Raw genomic sequence first — 17,007 nt, forward strand, 5'->3', positions numbered from 1 at the left:
AATACCGCAGCGCGACATCCTGGGTGTTGGCGAGACCGGGAGTCGCGATCGTCTTGCCGCGCAGCTGGTCGACCGAGGTGATGTCGCTCTTCACCACGAGGCCGGCCCCACCGGATGTCACGCCCGAGATGATGCGCAGCGCTGCACCCTTGGATTTGACAAAGGCGTTGACCGCGGGGTTGGGCCCGATGTAGCCGGCGTCGAGGGCGCCGGACAGGATCGCCTCGGCCTCCTGGGTGCCCGAGTTGAACGTCGAGGTCGCAATCTTCACGCCCGGGCCGAGCGTGGCCGCGAAGATCCCCTGGTCAAGACCGTAGATAGCTGGTGCGTGGGTGAGGTTCGGAAAGTAACCGAGCCGCAGTGTCCCCGTCGGACCGGCAGTCGAGCTGGTCGCCGAACTCCCGGCCGACACGGTGTTGCCGTCTCCACCGCTCGAGCAGGCCGTTGCCGCCAACGCCAACGCGCCGGCCGCGAGCAGTGGCGTGATCCGACGCCACAGCCTCCTCGATGACATGTGCCTTCCCCCCAGCTGTGGTGTCTCACCGCAACGACGCCCCACGGCGCCATGCAAACCGATCGAAGTGGTCGGAAAACTGAGCATGGCAGAGGAAGGCCCCGGGCGCCATCCCCACCCGGGTACGGACGGATCAGAACAGGATCGACGCGAAGGTACCGACCCGGTAGAAGCCGATCCGGTCATAGGCCTGGCGCGCGGGATGGTTGAACTCGTTGACATAGAGACTGACCACGGGTGCGAGAGTCGCCTGCGCGATCGCCACCACGCTCGCGGTGCCGGCCGCCCCCAGGCCCCTGCCCCGTAGCTCCGGGGCCACCCAGACCCCCTGGATCTGACAGACGTCTCCAGCCACCGCGCCGATCTCGGCCTTGAACACGACCCGCCCGTCTTCGATCCGGGCAAAGGAACGACGCCGGCTGACGAACTCGGCAATCCGGGCCCGATAGAGCGCCCCACCATCGGCGAGCACCGGAGACACCCCGATCTCCTCGGTGAACATCGCCACGCACGCCGGCAGCAGGAGATCCAACTCGTCGGGACGGACGTGACGCACGGCGGGGTCGGGAGCCACCGCGGGAGGCTCGGAGATCGCCAACAGTGGTTGGTCCGCCCTGACCTCACGGGCGGGTCCCCATACCGGTTCCAGATGCCGCCACATGACCTGCACCGCATCTGCCACGCCGACGATCGAGGAACATCGACGGCCCTGGCGGCGGGCCCGCTCGGCGAACGCCTTCGCCGAAGCCGGACCCGCCGCGACAGGCCAGAGGTTCGCGCCCGAGTAGCACACGGCGGCAAGGCGGCCGTCCACCAGATGGCCCCACATCTGCGCGCCCAACCGCCATGGGGCGAGTCCGCATGTCTCCACCCGGGACGCGACGAACACGTCTGCGATCGGGTTACGCGCGAGCAGCTCCCGAACCGCAGGCAGATCGTGGTCGTCAAGCAGGCGGGTGGGGGCGGAGCGAAGCGGAAGGCCCATGGTCACAAACGCCGAAAGTTACCCGACCGACACCGAAGGCTCGCCGGGTGTCGCCCCGTCGACCTCCATCTGCTCGGCCAGCCGCATGGCCTCCTCGATCAGCGTCTCGACGATCTGCGCCTCGGCCACGGTCTTGACAACCTCACCCCGGACGAAGATCTGACCCTTGCCGTTGCCGGAGGCCACCCCGAGATCGGCCTCGCGCGCCTCGCCCGGCCCGTTCACCACGCAGCCCATGACGGCGACCCGAAGTGGCACCGTCATTCCCTCCAGGCCGGCGGTGACTTCTTCCGCCAGCTTGTAGACGTCGACCTGGGCCCGACCACAGGACGGACACGAAACGATCTCCAGGGTACGCTGACGCATCCCCAGGGACGCGAGAATGCCGATACCGACCTTGACCTCTTCGACGGGGGGCGCCGACAGCGACACCCGCAAGGTGTCACCGATGCCCTGCGCCAACAACGCGCCGAAGGCCACGGCCGACTTGATGGTGCCCTGGAAGGCCGGGCCCGCCTCGGTGACTCCCAGATGCAGCGGGTAGTCACAACGTTGCGCGAGCAACCGGTAGGCCTGGATCATCACGACCGGGTCGTGGTGCTTCACGGAGATCTTGATGTCGGTGAAGCCGTGCTCCTCGAACAGGGAGCACTCCCACAGCGCCGACTCCACCAACGCCTCCGGGGTCGCCCGGCCGTACTTGGCCAGCAGGCGCTTGTCCAACGACCCCGCGTTCACCCCGATCCGGATGGGCGTGGCCGCGGCGCCGGCAGCGCGAGCGATCTCCCCGACCTTGTCGTCGAACGCCTTGATGTTCCCGGGGTTGACCCGGACCGCGGCACAGCCCGCGTCGATCGCGGCGAAGACGTACTTCGGCTGGAAGTGGATGTCTGCAATCACCGGGATCGGCGACTTCTTCGCGATGGCGGCCAGCGCGTCCGCATCGTCCTGGCTGGGGACGGCCACCCGCACGATCTGGCAGCCGGCAGCGGTGAGCTCCGCGATCTGCTGCAGGGTGGCGTTGACATCCGAGGTGAGTGTCGTGGTCATGGACTGGACGGAGACCGGCGCGTCCCCGCCGACCGGCACCGTGCCGACCTGGATCTGCCTGCTATGACGCCGGGTGGCGAGCGGGAGTGCCGGCGCCTCGGGCATGCCGAGAGTTACTGTCACGATGTCCTCACTGGCGTGTCAATGGTCGGAAGCTGATCGGAAGCTGGTCGGAAGCTGGGCAAAAGACTGGCCCGCAAAGCGCTCTAAGCCCGCCGAGCCAGCGGCGATGCGGTCTCGCTGACAGCAGACCACCATCTAGCTCCTCCTCCGCCGCACAAGAGCGGGAGGCTAGTTGAAACTGATCGGATTGACGATGTCGGCGGATAGAATGATCAGACTCAGGATGACGAAGAACGCGACCATCGCGTATGCCGCGGGCAGGAGTTTCACGAGGTCGACCCGTTTGACCGGTCCCCGATAGCCGGTCAACCGACGTGCCCCGTGCCGGGCCTGCTCGAAGCCGAGAACCGCCAGGTGCCCGCCATCGAGTGGGAACAGCGGCAGCAGGTTGAACAGGCCGACCGCCAGGTTGACCCCCGCCACCAGCACGAGGAAGTCACCGATGCGCTGGCCGATGGACACGTCCTGCGCCGACAGCAGCTCACCACCGGCCCGTGCCGCGCCGACCACACCGACCAGACCGTTGGCGTTCCGGTCCTTGCCGAAGAGGTTGGTGAGGTCACCGAGTCGGTGGACCAGGGTGTCGTACATCCCGGTGACTCCGCTGCCAAGGATGCGCACGGTCCTCGGGACAGCCGAGATCGGGTTGTACCGCACAACGTCGTAGCCCTGTGCGATGCCGATCGCCCCGACCTGATCGTCGCCAGCCAACCCGGTCTGACGGTCCCGACGGACCGAGACCAGATCAGGTCGTAGCGTCACGTCCCGTCCGTCCCGGTTGACCACGAGCGTCGCAGGTCCCGGGCCATGATCACGAATGAGACGGGTGAACTGGCTCCAGTCACCAATCGTCGTGCCGTCGAAACTCACGACCCGATCGCCCACGCGCACACCCGCGAGCTCAGCCGGACCCACCGCCGCCTGCGGGGCACACTGCCCGGCCACCGGCACGCAGACCGTCCGGCCGACCTTGTTCGCGCTGGGATGCGACGTCCCGAGAAGCAGCAGCACGCTGTAGATCAGGACAATGGCGATGACGAAGTGCATGAACGACCCGGCCGCGAGCACGACCGCCCGCTGGTGGGCCGGCCGGGCATGGAACGCCCGGTCGGCGTCAGCCGGATCGATCTCCTCGAGCGGGGTCATCCCCTCGATCTTGACGAATCCCCCGGCCGGAATCGCCTTGATCCCGTACTCGGTTTCGCCCCGGGTGCGCGACCACAGCGTCGGGCCGAATCCGACGAAGAATTTCGAGGCCTTCATACCGTAGTGACGTGCCGTCATAAAGTGACCGGCCTCGTGCAGGACGATGGAGACGATCAGAGCCAAGGCGAACGCGACGATGCCAATCGCGTTGGTCATGGTGCGGTCACACCCCGATCACAGCGCTGGAGAATGTCGCATTGTACCTCAGCGTCACGAAGGAATCACTGTCCGATCGAATCCTTGGTCGATGAGAGCACGCACCTGTTCGCGCGCCTCCTGCTCAGTGCTCAACACCTCGTCCAGGCTCGGACGTTGCGTCACCGTGTGCGACATGACCACCTCGGCCACAACATCGACGATGCGCACGAACGGCAGGCGATGCCCGAGGAAGGCCGCCACGGCCTCCTCGTTGGCGGCGTTGAAGACGGCGGGCGCGGTCCCACCGCGGCGCCCGGTCTCCCGGGCGAGATCCACCGCCGGAAACGCGACCGTGTCCAGGGGCTCGAAGGTCAACGACTGGGCCCGCCGCCAGTCCATCGGGGCCTGTGCATCGGCTACCCGATCGGGCCACCCCAGGGCCAAGGCGATGGGCAGGCGCATGTCGGGCGGGGAGACCTGCGCCAACGTCGACCCGTCGACGAACTCGACCATCGAGTGCACCAACGACTGCGGATGGACGACGACGTCGATGTCGTCATAGGGCACTCCGAAGAACAGATGCGCCTCGATCAGCTCGAGGCCCTTGTTCATCAGGGTTGCCGAGTTGATCGTGACGAGCGGCCCCATGTCCCAGGTGGGGTGCGCCAACGCCTGCTGCGTGCTCACCTGGCCCAGCTCGGCGCGGGAGCGGCCCCGAAACGGCCCGCCGCTGGCGGTGAGGACGAGCTTGCGAACCTCCGCGGCCCGGCCGCCGCGCAGGCACTGGGCCAGCGCCGAATGCTCGGAGTCCACCGGAACGAGCCGGGAAGGATCGCCGTCCAACGCGTCAAGGACGAGCGGACCACCGGCGACCAGCGACTCCTTGTTGGCAAGTGCCACCGTGCGACCGGCCCGCAACGCGGCCAGCGTGGGTGCGAGGCCCACCGAACCGGTGATGCCGTTGAGGACGACATCGCACGGCCACGCGGCGATCTCCGTAGCCCCGTCCGGTCCGGTCAAGATCTTCGGGATGGCGTACTCGCCCTTGCGAAAGCCCCGCCGGGACGCCTCCGCGTAGAAGGCGAGCTGTAGATCCTGCGCGGCGCAGGCACGGGCTACCCCAACGGCCTCGACACCCAGGTCAAGGGCCTGGGCGGCCAGCAGGTCGACCCTTGCCCCGCCGCCGGTCAGCGCGACCACGCGGAACCGGTCGGGATTGCGTTTCACCACATCAATGGCCTGGGTTCCTATCGAACCAGTCGAACCAAGCAGGACTACCTCGCGCGGCAGCGATGTCTCGACCACGTCGACCATTGTCGCAGGCGCCCGGAGGGCACGCCCACACCTGTTCGCCAGCCGACACCCGACTCTGCCTGGGCAGGACTCCTACGCCCGAAACGGGACGGTGGTCATCAATAAAGTGTTGTTTAGCACAATTTCACCGCGTGCACAGGGCGCCCGCCTTTGCACATGCAAAGTGTCATCGCACTGGTACGCACCGTCGTCGCGCATTCCCGGAAAACAGCTAACCCGGTTGGCTGAGGTTCATCGACGCTGAGGTTCATCCACAGCGAAGGCCCTGACCCCAGGAGGCCGCGAGTGCCACCCGCCGACCGCACGTATCCCGTCCGCCACCATCGCCTGGACCAGCACCTGGATCTTCACCTGGACCATCGCCGAGGCCGCATCCCACCCGTGCGGCACACGGCCACCCGCACCCGACGCTTCCACGTGTACGACCGCGACGGCGAGGTGGTCGCTTCCTTCGACGACTGGGACACCGCGCACGCATGGGCGCACGAGCAGGCCACCGACCCGGCCACCCGGGCCCCTCTCGACGTCGACGACCGCCCGAACCGCATCACCCGACGGGTCCATCCGCGCGGGTGTGAATTCATCGCCTGGGAGCCCGTGACGCGCCTGTCGATTGGCTGCGAACACCATGGCTGACGAACACCATGGCTGAGGCCGTTGACGCGGGCCGTACCGCTATCGCGGGGATGCTCCGGCGGCGCTCGGCGCCGGGGTGGCGGGCGCGGGCCCCGGATGTCCGCGGAAGAAGGCGAGGGCGACCTCGGTGGCGCTGAACTGCGCACGCGCCGCACCCTTGGGCGGGTCGGCATCCGGATCGGGCCACACGTGGCCACCACCCACACTTGCCAGCAAGCCCACGTCACGGCCGCGGGGACAGGCCGTGAACACCAACCGCCGAAGAGCGGTGGTGTCCCGCACCCACGTGTTCGCCGGCCCACAGCCGACGGAGCCGGCGTAACGGTCGAGGCGGGCCTGCATCGGCTGTGCCTGGGTGCCGTCAAAGGGTGCGGGACGATCCGCTCCGCCGCCCTCCAGCGGCGTCACCGGGTCGCTGGTTCCGTTGATCGCCAGCAGGCTCGGCACGGGACCCGGACAGCTGGCGGGCAGGACGGCAAAGGCCACCGGCACGACCGCGGCGAAGGTCCCCGGCAGGGCACAGGCCGCCGTGATGGCCATGTCCGCGCCGTCCGCTAGCCCGGTGGCGAACACCCTGCGGGTATCCAGGCACATCCGGGTGCCCAGGTCACCGATGATCGCGGCTACGAACGCCACGTCGTCCGGCCCGATGGTGGCCCGGCGCGGGAAGTTCCACCGGCCGTTCGCGCCGTTCGGGGTGACAACGACATAGCCCGTCGTGGTGCCGATCTCCGCCAGATGGGCGTAGCGCTCCAGCGCGGCCGGGTCCTCTCCGAAGGCGTGAAAGGCAAGGACGAGCGGCAGTGCTCGGGCATGGGCGTCGACGGCGGGAACCGCCAGCTGGTATGTACGGGTGTCCGCCCCGACCCGGACCGACTGCTGGCTCGATCCGGCCGCGATGGTCCTGGCGGTCACGCATCCACTCGCCGCGGTCGGCGCCGGTGCCGGCGTTGGTGGCCCAGTGGCGCCGGGTCCACCGCCGGGTCCACCGGTGGGGCCCCCGGCGGTACCCGCCGACTGCCCCACCCTGGTCTGCGGGCCGGGATCGTCGCCACCGAAGTAGAGGACCAGTCCTATGATGATCAGAATGGCCCCGGCCGCCGCGGTTACCGGAACCCAGCGCGGGTTGCGGTCGCGACGGGCGACCGATCGACGGGACGAGCGGCGGTCACCCGGCGGCACTGTCACTCCGGTCCGACCCGTCAGCCGCCAGCTGCCCGCACGCTGCGGCGATGTCGCGTCCCCTCGTATCGCGCACAGTCGCCGCGATTCCACGCCGGCGTAGCCGACGGACGAACTCCCGCTCCCGGCCCCGTTCGCTGGCCCGCCAGGACACCGCCCGGGTCGGGTTGAGAGGAATCAGGTTGACGTGCGCAAGCCGACCGGCAAGGAGCCCGGCCAGGGCGTCGGCGCGTTCCGGCTGGTCGTTGACGTCGTCGATCAGCGCATACTCGATGCTCACCCGGCGTCCGGTCACCTCGGCGTATTCCCAGGCCGCGGCGAGTACCTCCGCCACGGGCCAGCGCCGATTCACCGGGACGAGGCGATCACGCAACTCGTCGTCGGGTGCGTGCAGGGAAACGGCCAGCGTCACCGGCAGGCCCGTCCCGGCAAGCCGGCGCATCGCCGGCACCAACCCGACCGTGCTCACCGTGATTGACCGTGCCGACAGCCCCAGGCCCACCGGTGCCGGGCCACTGAGCATCCGCAATGCGGCGATCACAGTGGCATAGTTGGCCAGCGGCTCGCCCATACCCATGAACACGACGTTCGACAGCCTGGTCGGGCCGCCGGCCAGCTCCCCGCGCACAAGCGTCCGGGCCGCCGCGACCACCTGGTCCACGATCTCGGCCGTGGACAGGTTGCGGGTGAGCCCGCCCTGGCCGGTCGCGCAGAACGGGCAACCCATCCCGCACCCGGCCTGACTGGACACGCAGACCGTGGACCGGTCGGGATAGCGCATCAGCACCGACTCGATCAACACGCCGTCAAAGGCCCGCCACAGCGTCTTGCGCGTGTCTCCACCATCACAGGTCATGACGTTCACCGGCGTCAGCAGCACCGGCAGCAGCGCTTCCACCAGCCCGGGGCGGGAGGCGACGGGAAGATCCGTCATCGCCTCCGCATCGTCGGCGCATAGATGCCTGGCGAAATAATGGCGGGAGATCTGGTCGGCCCGGAAGGCCGGCTCGCCCAGGGATACCGCCAGCTCGCGGCGCTGCTCGACGGTGAGGTCAGCGAGATGGCGGGGTGGGCGCACCCGGGCGGAGCGGACCAGCGTCACCGGTAGCGGTTGCGGTAGCGGTTGCGGTAGCGGTTGCGGTAGCGGTTGCGGCGCCGAGGCGGCGGAGGAATCGGTCATGACCCGTCCAGTCTGCCAGGTCACGATGGTGGCGCGAAGGCGGTGATCAGCAGCCAGGCAACGGGCGCCGTACACAGCACCGAGTCCAACCGGTCCATGATCCCGCCATGTCCCGGCAGCAGGTTGCCCATGTCCTTGATACCGATGTCCCGTTTGAGCAGCGACTCGCCCAGGTCACCGGCGGTCGCCGTGCAGGCGATCGCGATGCCGAGCACCGCCCCCTGCCAGAGTGCGGCATGCAGGGGCCAGGCCATCGAAACACTGGCGACGATCACACATACGACAACGGAACCGGCAAAGCCCTCCCAGGACTTACCCGGGGACACCGTCGGGGCGAGCTTGTGCCGCCCGCCCGAGAGGACGCCTGCGGTGTACCCGCCGATGTCACTTGCCGCGGCGGTCGCCAGGAACGCGACCATCCGCCGCGGCCCGTCCGGCGGGCTGGTCAGCAGGGCCGCGAAACCGGCCGGGAGACCCACGTACGCCGCGCAGAACACACCGGCCGCCACGTCGGTCAACAGGTTCTTGTCCGAGTAGGCCAGCCGCCAGGCGGTCGTCACGACGGCCGTCGCGGCCAGGGCCAGCACCAGACCGGAGGTACCGGTGAGGTAGGCCACCGCTGGCATGGCCGCCGTCCCCACCGCGAGCGGCGGCAGAGCGATCTTTATCCCGCACAGGCGCAGCGCCCTGACCATCTCGAACACGCCAACCGTGACAGCCGCACAGATCACGGCAATCCACAGCGGACGCACCGTGAACAGGGGCACAATGATGATCAATGCCAGCGCGATACCGACTATGATCGCCGCGGGAAGATCCCGACCTGCTCGCACCCGACGCACCTCGAGCTCGCGGGTCGCATGTCCGACACCCGTCACGAGATCCTCACCCAAGGCCCTGACCATGAACTGCTCGTACCGCCCGGACCGACGAGCGTGTGCAATATCACCCTGGAACGTATTCGACTCACGGCAACGGACGACAAAGTGCCTGTCGGTGTCGGTCAGACGGCCAACAGCTCCGACTCCTTGTGCCGCAGCAACTCGTCCACCTGGCCGACATATCGATGCGTTGCCTCTTCCAGGTCCTTTTCCGCGCGCCGGCCCTCGTCCTCACCCGCATCGCCGTCGCGGACGATGCGGTCGATGGCCTCCTTGGCGTGCCGGCGGACGTTACGGATACTGATCTTCGCATCCTCCGCCTTGGTCCGCGCGACCTTCGCGAGATCCCGTCGACGCTGCTCGGAGAGCTCGGGAAAGATACAACGGATGATCGTTCCGTCGTTGCTCGGGTTCACGCCGAGATCGGAGTCTCGGACGGCCTTTTCGACCGCAGCCAGCGAGCCCTTGTCATACGGCGTGATAATGACCATTCTCGGTTCCGGTATGTGGAACGACGCCAGCTGGCTCACCGGCGTCGGCGCGCCGTAGTAGTCAACGAGAACCTTGGAGAACACCGAAGGAGTGATCCGCCCCGTCCGGATGGTGGCGAAATCGTCCTTCGCGACCTGGACCGCCTTGTCCATCTTCTCCTCGGCCTCGAGGAGCACGTCGTCGATCACGATCGTCCTTCCGTCCCGCCCTCGTCCACACTGACCAGAGTGCCGATCTTCTCACCGCGGACGGCCCGCAGTATGTTCCCCTCCGTCAGCAGGTCGAAAACCACGATCGGCAGCCGATTGTCCATGCACAGGCTGATGGCCGTAGCGTCCATGACCTTCAGCCCGCGAGCCAGCACCTCGCCGTAGACGAGCGTGTCGAAACGAACCGCATGGGGGTTCGTCGTGGGGTCGGCGTCGTAGACACCGTCGACCTTGGTGGCTTTGAGAACAGCCTGCGCCTTGATCTCCAGAGCCCGTTGCGCGGCGGTGGTGTCCGTGGAGAAGAACGGCGCGCCCAGGCCCGCCCCGAAGATGACGACACGGCCCTTCTCCAGGTGCCGGATAGCCCGCAGCGGCAGGTACGGCTCTGCGACCTGGCCCATGGCGATCGCCGTCTGCACCCGGGTCACCACCCCCTGACGCTCCAGGACATCCTGCAGCGCGAGACAATTGATCACGGTGGCAAGCATCCCCATGTAATCGGCCCTGGCACGGTCGACGCCACGCTCGGCAAGCCGCTGGCCGCGGAACATGTTGCCACCGCCGACCACGACCGCGATCTCGATGCCGGTCCGGTTCACTTCCGCGAGCTGGCGCGCGATGGTCGCCACCGTGTCGGGGTCGATGCCGAGAGGCTCGCCCCCGGCGAACGCCTCACCGGACAACTTCAGCAGCACGCGGTGCCAGCGCACATCCGTGCGCTCACAACCGGCTGCAGCATCTGCATCCCTGATGGCGTTCTCGGTCACGATCGGCCCCCTCGCCGTCAGCCGCGATCATCGGCCGGTGGACGTGCACTGCCAGCTAGTCTGCCCCACTCCCGCGCGCGGGAGACTTTCGGGCGGCGAGAAGCGCGGTCAGGCCTGCTTGACGTTGAATCGGGCGAAACGACCAATTTCGATCTTTTCACCGAGGGCTGACCCGGCCTGTTCGAGCAGCGCCCGAATAGTGATCTTACCGTCCCGGACCCATGGCTGCTCAAGCAGGACCACCGACTTCACGTAACCGTTCAGCCGGCCTTCCACAATCTTCGGAAGGGCTGGCTCGGGCTTGCCCTCCTCGCGAGCGGCGGCCTCGTAGATCTTCTTTTCCTGCTCAAGGACCTCGTTCGGGATCTGCTCCGCGGTCACGTAGAGCGGGTCAGCCGCAGCGATATGTTGCGCGATGTCACGCCCAAGCTGCTTGAACTGGTCGGTTTTGGCAACGAAGTCGGTCTCACATCGCAGTTCCAGCAGAACGCCGATGGTCGGCGGCAGCGCTGGGTCGGTCTTGTGTAGATAGGAGTCGACCAGGCCGTTGGACGCACTGCGCCCGGCCCGCTTGGCAACCTGCGCCAAGCCCTTCTCCCGCAGCCACGACCGAGCCTTCTCGAAGTCACCGTTGTTCTCGACGAGCGCTTTCTTGACGTCGCTCATTCCAGCACCGGTCAGTTCCCGGAGCTTGCGAATGTCAGCGGCTGTGATCTCTGCCATGGTGCTCTTCTCGTTCCGTCCGGCTGCTGGTGTTTGTGGGGACGCTGCTGGGACATGGCGCTGCTGGAACACACGAGCTGGCGCGCTCGCGAGGCCGACAGCGCCACGATCAGTTGGACACCGGTTTGGATCTTCTCAGACCCGGACGGCGGCAGCACCCACCGCGGTGACCGTGTCGGAATCGATCTGACCTGCGCCGTTGCCCTCGTGACTGGCATTGTGCTCGGACATCGGTTCGGCTACCACCGCCGGTTCGGCTACCACCGCCGGTTCGGCCGCCACCGCCGGTTCGGCCGCCACCGCCGGTTCGGCTACCACCGCCGGTTCGGCCACGGCACCCTGGCCACGCAGAAGCTCTTCCTCCCACGCGGTCAGCGGCTCTCCGCCGGCGGCCACCTCGGGCTTGGCGTCCGTCGATGTCGACCCGCCCGCCCGGGAGCGCAGGCCGGCCGCCACGGCATCGGCTACCACGCGGGTGAGCAGGGCCGCGCTGCGGATGGCGTCGTCGTTGCCGGGAATCGGGTAGTCGACCTCGTCCGGGTCACAGTTCGTGTCCAGAATAGCCACCACCGGAATTCCCAGTTTCCGCGCCTCGCCGACCGCGATGTGCTCCTTCTTCGTGTCGACGATCCAGACCGCGCTGGGCACACGGGCCATGTCGCGGATACCGCCGAGGGTGCGCTCCAGCTTGGCCTTCTCGCGAGAAAGGACGAGCTGTTCCTTCTTCGTCCGGACCTCCGTACCGCCGGTGAGCTCGATTTCCTCGAGCTCCTTCAGCCGCTGGAGGCGCTTGTAGACCGTGGAGAAGTTCGTGAGCATGCCACCGAGCCAGCGCTCCTTGACATAAGGCATACCGACCCGCTGCGCCTGCTCCTCAATGGCCTCCTGGGCCTGCTTCTTGGTCCCGATGAACAGGACCGTACCGCCGTGGGCGACGGTCTCCTTCACGAAGTCGTAGGCCCGGTCGATGTAGGACAGGGTCTGCTGCAGGTCGATGATGTAGATGCCATTACGTTCGGTGAAGATAAAGCGCTTCATCTTCGGGTTCCAGCGCTTTGTCTGGTGACCGAAGTGGACACCGCTTTCGAGCAACTGCTTCATGGTGACGACAGCCATGGCTAGTCGCTCCCTTCCGGCGCCGGGCGGACCGGCGCACCTCGGTTACAGGCCCCAGCCGGCGACCGGGGCCCCTGACGCCCTGCTGGCCCCTACCACCGCGGGAACGGCGGACCGAGGAAGCCTTCCCCGCCACACCACGAAGGTCGGCAGAGAAAGGGCGCGCGTATTCAGCTCGACGGCACGAGCCGTGTCCCCGATTCTACGCCCACCGGCACCGCGCTCCTGCGCGGGTTGTCCACAGGGCGCTGTCCGCGCGTGACCGAGGCCGCCGATGCAGGCACCGTGGCACTGGTGACCGGAGATCGGTACAGGCCCGAGGCCTGGAGCGAACCAAGGAGCCGCCATGATCCCACCGCCCCGGCATCGAGCCGTCATCCTCGTCCTGGCCCTGCTGGTCACCCTCATGGTCAGCCGATGGCCGCACACGGTTGCCGGCTACCGGACCCTGGCGGCAACCGCCCCGGCACCGGCGCCGGCACCCGGGCCAGCACGCTGGCGGGCGCCGCTGGACGGCCCGCTGGTGATCGGTCGCGGCTTCGTGCCACCCGCGACGCCCTACGGACCGGGCCACCGCGGTGTCGACCTGGTAGGCAGGCCAGCCGCGGACGTGCGCGCCGCCGGTCCGGGAACCGTCTCGTTCGCCGGCATGATCGCCGGGCGTGGCGTGATCACGATCAATCACGGGGCACTGCGAACGACCTACGAACCCGTCATTCCGGTTGTCCCCGAGGGCCGGTCAGTGGCCGGCGGCGAGATCATCGGCCGGCTCGTCGCGGGGCATCCGGGGTGTCCCGCTGACGCCTGCCTGCACTGGGGCCTGCTCGACGGAGCCCGCTACCTCAATCCGCTCAGTCTGCTGCCGCACCGCCAGCCCAGGCTGCTGCCACTGGCTTGAACCCGTCCCGTCGGACCGATTGCCCTCAGGCCCGGGGGTGCCCCTGTTCATAGGCGGCCCGGAGCCGTTCCGCCGTGACATGGGTGTAGATCTGTGTGGTCGCGGGACTTGCGTGCCCCAGCAGCTCCTGCACCGAGCGCAGATCGGCACCGCCTTCCAGCAGGTGGGTGGCCGCGGCGTGCCGAAGGCCATGGGGGCTCGCGGTTCGGGCGCTGCCCACCGCGGCCAGACGGGCGCTGAGAATACGGCGGACCGTGCGCGGGTCCAACCGGCCACCGCGTGCGCCGAGAAACAGCGCTCCGCCGCTACCGGGCACCGCGAGCGCCAGCCGACCGGCGTCCAGCCAGGCCCGCAATGCGCGTCGCGCGGGCAGGCCGAACGGAACCGCGCGCTCGTGCCCGCCCTTGCCCAGCACCCGCACGAGCCGCCGTTCGTCGTCGACGTCGTCGAGGTCCAGACCACACAACTCACCGACGCGGGTGGCGGTCGCGTACAGCAGTTCGACAACCGCGCAGTCCCGCGCACGGAGCGCATCCCGTCGCGGTCCGGCCGGTCCGTCGTCGGCCTCCGTCCGCGGATCCACCGCCAGCAGTTCCCACGCCTGGACGGCGGTCAGCACGGTCGGCAGCGTCGCCGATCGCCGCGGGCCGGCGAGCCGATCGGCGACGTCGACGGGCAGCCAGCCCCGCCTCGCCGCGAACGCGCTGAAGCCGCGGGCGACCGACGCCCGGCGGGCCACGGTCGCGGCGGCGCTGCCGCCGGAGCGCATCGCGGCGAGCCAGCCGCGCAGCACGTCAAGATCGAGTTCCACCAGTTCGTGGCGCCCCACCCCACGGGCGTACGCGCACAGGTTTCGGAGATCGACCGTGTAGGCACGGACGGTCTCGACCGACCGGTTCCGCTCGGTGGCCAGGTACCTCAGGTAGGCGTCAACAGCGACATCCCAGGTAACCGCATCCGCGCGAGCACCCGTCTCACCACCCATATGCCCGACCGTGCCCTGTCCCGGTGGCCAGGTCAACAAGGATCAGCTCTCCAACAACGATCAGCTTTCCGGTGGGCGCGACGCAGTGGCCGCCGACGGCGCCCGGCCCAGCGCCGTCAGGCTGTACCCGCCAGCTCGATGCTCCACCAGACCGGCCACGACAAGGGGGCCCATCAGTGCCTGTACGGTTTCCGGCCGCTCACCCACCCGTTCGGCGAGCACCGCCCCACCCACCGACCCCCGCGCCGGCATGACATCAAGGAGCCGGTGCACGAGCTCGGGAAGGCCATCGCGGATGCCCGGCGGTACGGGCAGGTGGCCGGCGAGCTCACCGACCGCGCCGATTTCCTCACAGACCTCGGCCGCATCGGTGACCAGGACGGTCTGTTCACGGTGCGTCCGCAACAGACGGTGACAACCCACGCTCAGCGCGCTGGTAACCGGTCCTGGAACAGCCATGACCACCCGCCCCAGGCGCCGTGCATGCCGAGCGGTGTTCAGAGCGCCGCTTCGATGACCCGCCTCGACCAGAACCGTGCCCCGGGTCAACGCGGCGATGATCCTGTTACGGGTCAGAAAGCGCCCCCGGTAGGGCGAGCTGCCCGGTGGTGCCTCGCTCAGGACCAGCCCGTTGTCGCGGATACGCGCCAGCAGCTCCGCGTGGGCAAGCGGATAGGCGATGTCGACGCCGCCGGCAAGGACCGCGATCGTGGGCCCACCGGCCGCGAGCGCGCCGCGATGGGCAGCCGCGTCAATGCCGAAGGCCGCCCCGGAGACCACCGTCCAGCCCCGGTCCGACAGCCCCGAGGCAAGATCAGAGGTGACCGTCGTTCCATAGGCCGTGGCCGCGCGCGACCCCACGACCGCCACGGCGCGCTCGCACAACTGGTTGAGGTCCCCGGCGCCGTGCACCCACAGCGCGAGCGGTTCGCCCGGTTCGGTGTGCGCATCGGCCCCGGGCACATCGCGAAGTACGCCCAGCGCGGACGGCCACTCCGGGTCACCCGGGCAGAGCAGTCGCCCGCCGAGTGTGGCCAGCAGGCGAAGGTCGCGCTCCGGGTCGACATCGGGATGGCGCACGCGTAGATCGGCCCAGACCGATGCCGCCCCGCGGCGGGCGACCTCGATACTGATCGCCGGCTTGTCAGACCCGACCGCGCGTGCCAGGGCCACCCGAGCCAACCGCTCGCTGTCGGCGGTCACTGGGACCGCCCTGGTAGGCGCAGGTCCAGAGCCATCCCGAGCTGGGTCGGCCCGGGGCACGCCACGCCTGCGAGGTCGGCGAGGGTCCAGGCGACCCGCAGGACCCGGTCGAGCCCCCGAGCGGTCAGGTGACCCGATTCGAAGGCAAGATCGGCCGGTCGGGTCACGCCGGCCGGCAGCGGCCACATTCGGCGCAGAGCCGGACCGGGGATCTCGGCGTTGGTACGCCATGGCGTACCGGCCAGCCGGCGCGAGGCCGCCTGCCGAGCGCGCTGGACGCGCTCGGCCGCCACCGCGGAGGTCTCGGCGTACTTGTAGTCCGCTCGCAGCTCGGCACGGCTCGGCGCGGCAAGCTCCACCTGCAGATCCACCCGGTCGAGCAGGGGTCCCGACAGCCGGGAGAGATAACGCCGACGAACCAGGCTCGGGCAGTCGCACAGTTTGGCCGCAGCGCCGCCCGCCCGGGCGCACGGGCACGGGTTCGCCGCCAACACCAGCAGGAACCGGGCGGGAAACCGAGCGCTGATCCGGGCCCGGGCAAGCTCGATCACCCCGCTTTCCAGCGGCTGACGTAACGCGTCCAACGTGAGACGGGCGAATTCGGGGGCCTCGTCGAGAAACAGCACACCGCGGTGTGCCTGGCTGGCCAGGCCCGGCCGCAACACAGTTGAACCGGCACCGACGAGTGCACCTGGCGTTGCCGAATGGTGCGGGCTGCGAAATGGCGGCCGGAGCACGAGCGGGCAGTGCGCCGGCAGCAACCCGGCAACCGAGTGCACGGCGGTGACCTCAAGCGCAGCCTCGGTGTCGAGCGCGGGCAGCAGGCCTGGCAACCGCTCCGCCAGCATGGTCTTGCCGCTGCCCGGTGGACCTTGCATGAACAGGTGGTGGCCGCCGGCGGCCGCCACCTCGACCGCCAGGCGCCCGCGGGACTGGCCCGCCACGTCGGCGAGATCGCCGGCATCCTGCGTGGCGGCCGGCGGCGCATCCATGATGATTCTGGGCGGTCGATCCGGCGCGTACTCACCACGCAAGAGCCGGATCAGGCAGTCGAGATCCGCCACGGGTTCGACGACGACACCCGGGACCAACGCCGCCTCCGCACCGTTGGCCTCGGGAACGACGACGCGGTCAATGCCCGCGTCGAGCGCGGACATCACCGCTGGCAGCACGCCGCGCACGGGCCGCAACCGACCGTCCAGTGCGAGTTCTCCGAGCAGCACCCGACCGCGAAGCGACTCCGGCGGAACTGTGGCCGCCGCGCCGAGAACCGCGGCGGCCATCGCCACGTCGAACCCGCTACCGGACTTCGGCAGGGTCGCGGGGAAGAGCCCGACTGTGATCCGCTGGTTGGGCCAGGCCTGACCCGAGTTGACGATCGCGGCGCGGATGCGGTCCTTGGCCT

At 68.8% G+C, this 17,007-nt stretch carries 17 protein-coding genes; 2 read left to right on the forward strand and 15 right to left on the reverse strand.

Features of this window, described 5'->3' with window-relative positions; genetic code table 11:
* The 5 genes from U9979_RS20085 to dxr form a co-directional block, all read right to left on the reverse strand.
* On the reverse strand, positions 1–514 hold a 514-nt coding region (locus tag U9979_RS20085; RefSeq protein ID WP_322780605.1), incomplete at its 3' end, for an ABC transporter substrate-binding protein.
* 133 nt (positions 515–647) lie between these two features.
* On the reverse strand, positions 648–1,499 hold the full coding sequence (locus U9979_RS20090) for a GNAT family N-acetyltransferase (RefSeq protein WP_322752110.1): 852 nt from the start codon (positions 1,497–1,499) through the stop codon (positions 648–650).
* Positions 1,500–1,517: 18 nt separating this feature from the next.
* A complete protein-coding gene (gene ispG / locus U9979_RS20095; protein WP_322780606.1) occupies positions 1,518–2,672 on the reverse strand; it encodes a flavodoxin-dependent (E)-4-hydroxy-3-methylbut-2-enyl-diphosphate synthase in 1,155 nt (384 codons plus the stop codon).
* Between the two features lie 168 nt (positions 2,673–2,840).
* Positions 2,841–4,034 (reverse strand): site-2 protease family protein, encoded by a 1,194-nt coding sequence (locus U9979_RS20100; RefSeq protein ID WP_322766879.1) that lies wholly within the window; start codon positions 4,032–4,034, stop codon positions 2,841–2,843.
* Positions 4,035–4,088: 54 nt separating this feature from the next.
* The gene (dxr, locus tag U9979_RS20105; protein WP_322748295.1) at positions 4,089–5,330 is read right to left on the reverse strand and encodes a 1-deoxy-D-xylulose-5-phosphate reductoisomerase; all 1,242 of its coding nucleotides are present in this window, start codon (positions 5,328–5,330) and stop codon (positions 4,089–4,091) included.
* A 285-nt stretch (positions 5,331–5,615) separates the two neighbouring features.
* On the opposite strand from dxr, the gene U9979_RS20110 reads away from it, so the two are divergent.
* Entirely contained in the window at positions 5,616–5,966 is a 351-nt protein-coding gene (locus tag U9979_RS20110) for a hypothetical protein (RefSeq protein WP_322748296.1), read from the forward strand.
* A gap of 39 nt (positions 5,967–6,005) precedes the next feature.
* Here the strand turns inward: U9979_RS20110 and U9979_RS20115 are convergent, their stop codons facing one another.
* The 7 genes from U9979_RS20115 to rpsB all read right to left on the reverse strand — a co-directional run bounded on the left by U9979_RS20115 (position 6,006) and on the right by rpsB (position 12,516).
* Positions 6,006–7,154, reverse strand: a complete 1,149-nt coding sequence (locus tag U9979_RS20115; protein WP_322780607.1) for a PHB depolymerase family esterase — start codon at positions 7,152–7,154, stop codon at positions 6,006–6,008.
* The gene (gene rlmN, locus U9979_RS20120) at positions 7,135–8,328 is read right to left on the reverse strand and encodes a 23S rRNA (adenine(2503)-C(2))-methyltransferase RlmN (RefSeq protein ID WP_322780608.1); all 1,194 of its coding nucleotides are present in this window, start codon (positions 8,326–8,328) and stop codon (positions 7,135–7,137) included. The genes U9979_RS20115 and rlmN overlap by 20 nt, the downstream gene beginning before the upstream one ends.
* A gap of 20 nt (positions 8,329–8,348) precedes the next feature.
* On the reverse strand, positions 8,349–9,233 hold the full coding sequence (locus U9979_RS20125) for a phosphatidate cytidylyltransferase (RefSeq protein WP_322766875.1): 885 nt from the start codon (positions 9,231–9,233) through the stop codon (positions 8,349–8,351).
* Positions 9,234–9,331: 98 nt separating this feature from the next.
* On the reverse strand, positions 9,332–9,889 hold the full coding sequence (frr, locus tag U9979_RS20130) for a ribosome recycling factor (RefSeq protein ID WP_322752117.1): 558 nt from the start codon (positions 9,887–9,889) through the stop codon (positions 9,332–9,334).
* Positions 9,886–10,677, reverse strand: a complete 792-nt coding sequence (gene pyrH / locus U9979_RS20135; RefSeq protein WP_416210157.1) for a UMP kinase — start codon at positions 10,675–10,677, stop codon at positions 9,886–9,888. Before pyrH ends, frr begins: the two co-directional genes overlap by 4 nt.
* Positions 10,678–10,785: 108 nt before the next feature.
* Positions 10,786–11,400, reverse strand: coding sequence for a translation elongation factor Ts (tsf, locus tag U9979_RS20140; protein ID WP_322748301.1), 615 nt, complete (start codon positions 11,398–11,400; stop codon positions 10,786–10,788).
* Positions 11,401–11,535: 135 nt separating this feature from the next.
* Positions 11,536–12,516 carry a 30S ribosomal protein S2 gene (gene rpsB, locus U9979_RS20145; RefSeq protein ID WP_322780609.1) on the reverse strand — a complete coding sequence of 327 codons (981 nt, stop codon included), beginning with the start codon at positions 12,514–12,516 and terminating at the stop codon, positions 11,536–11,538.
* 346 nt (positions 12,517–12,862) lie between these two features.
* Between rpsB and U9979_RS20150 the strand changes: the two genes are divergently transcribed.
* Complete coding sequence (locus tag U9979_RS20150; RefSeq protein WP_322780610.1) at positions 12,863–13,414, forward strand: M23 family metallopeptidase; 552 nt, start codon at positions 12,863–12,865, stop codon at positions 13,412–13,414.
* Positions 13,415–13,439: 25 nt separating this feature from the next.
* Here the strand turns inward: U9979_RS20150 and U9979_RS20155 are convergent, their stop codons facing one another.
* From U9979_RS20155 to U9979_RS20165, 3 genes are all read right to left on the reverse strand, one after another.
* Positions 13,440–14,399: a tyrosine recombinase XerC gene (locus tag U9979_RS20155; protein WP_322780611.1), complete on the reverse strand. Its 960-nt coding sequence runs from the start codon at positions 14,397–14,399 to the stop codon at positions 13,440–13,442.
* 60 nt (positions 14,400–14,459) lie between these two features.
* Complete coding sequence (gene dprA / locus U9979_RS20160) at positions 14,460–15,602, reverse strand: DNA-processing protein DprA (RefSeq protein ID WP_322780612.1); 1,143 nt, start codon at positions 15,600–15,602, stop codon at positions 14,460–14,462.
* Positions 15,599–17,007, reverse strand: a 1,409-nt coding sequence (locus U9979_RS20165; RefSeq protein ID WP_322780613.1) for a YifB family Mg chelatase-like AAA ATPase, incomplete at its 5' end; no start/stop codon positions are given. The genes dprA and U9979_RS20165, both read right to left, overlap by 4 nt.

Origin of the sequence: Protofrankia sp. Cas4, assembly GCF_963555915.1 — a bacterium.
In the GTDB taxonomy this organism is placed as follows: domain Bacteria; phylum Actinomycetota; class Actinomycetes; order Frankiales; family Frankiaceae; genus Protofrankia.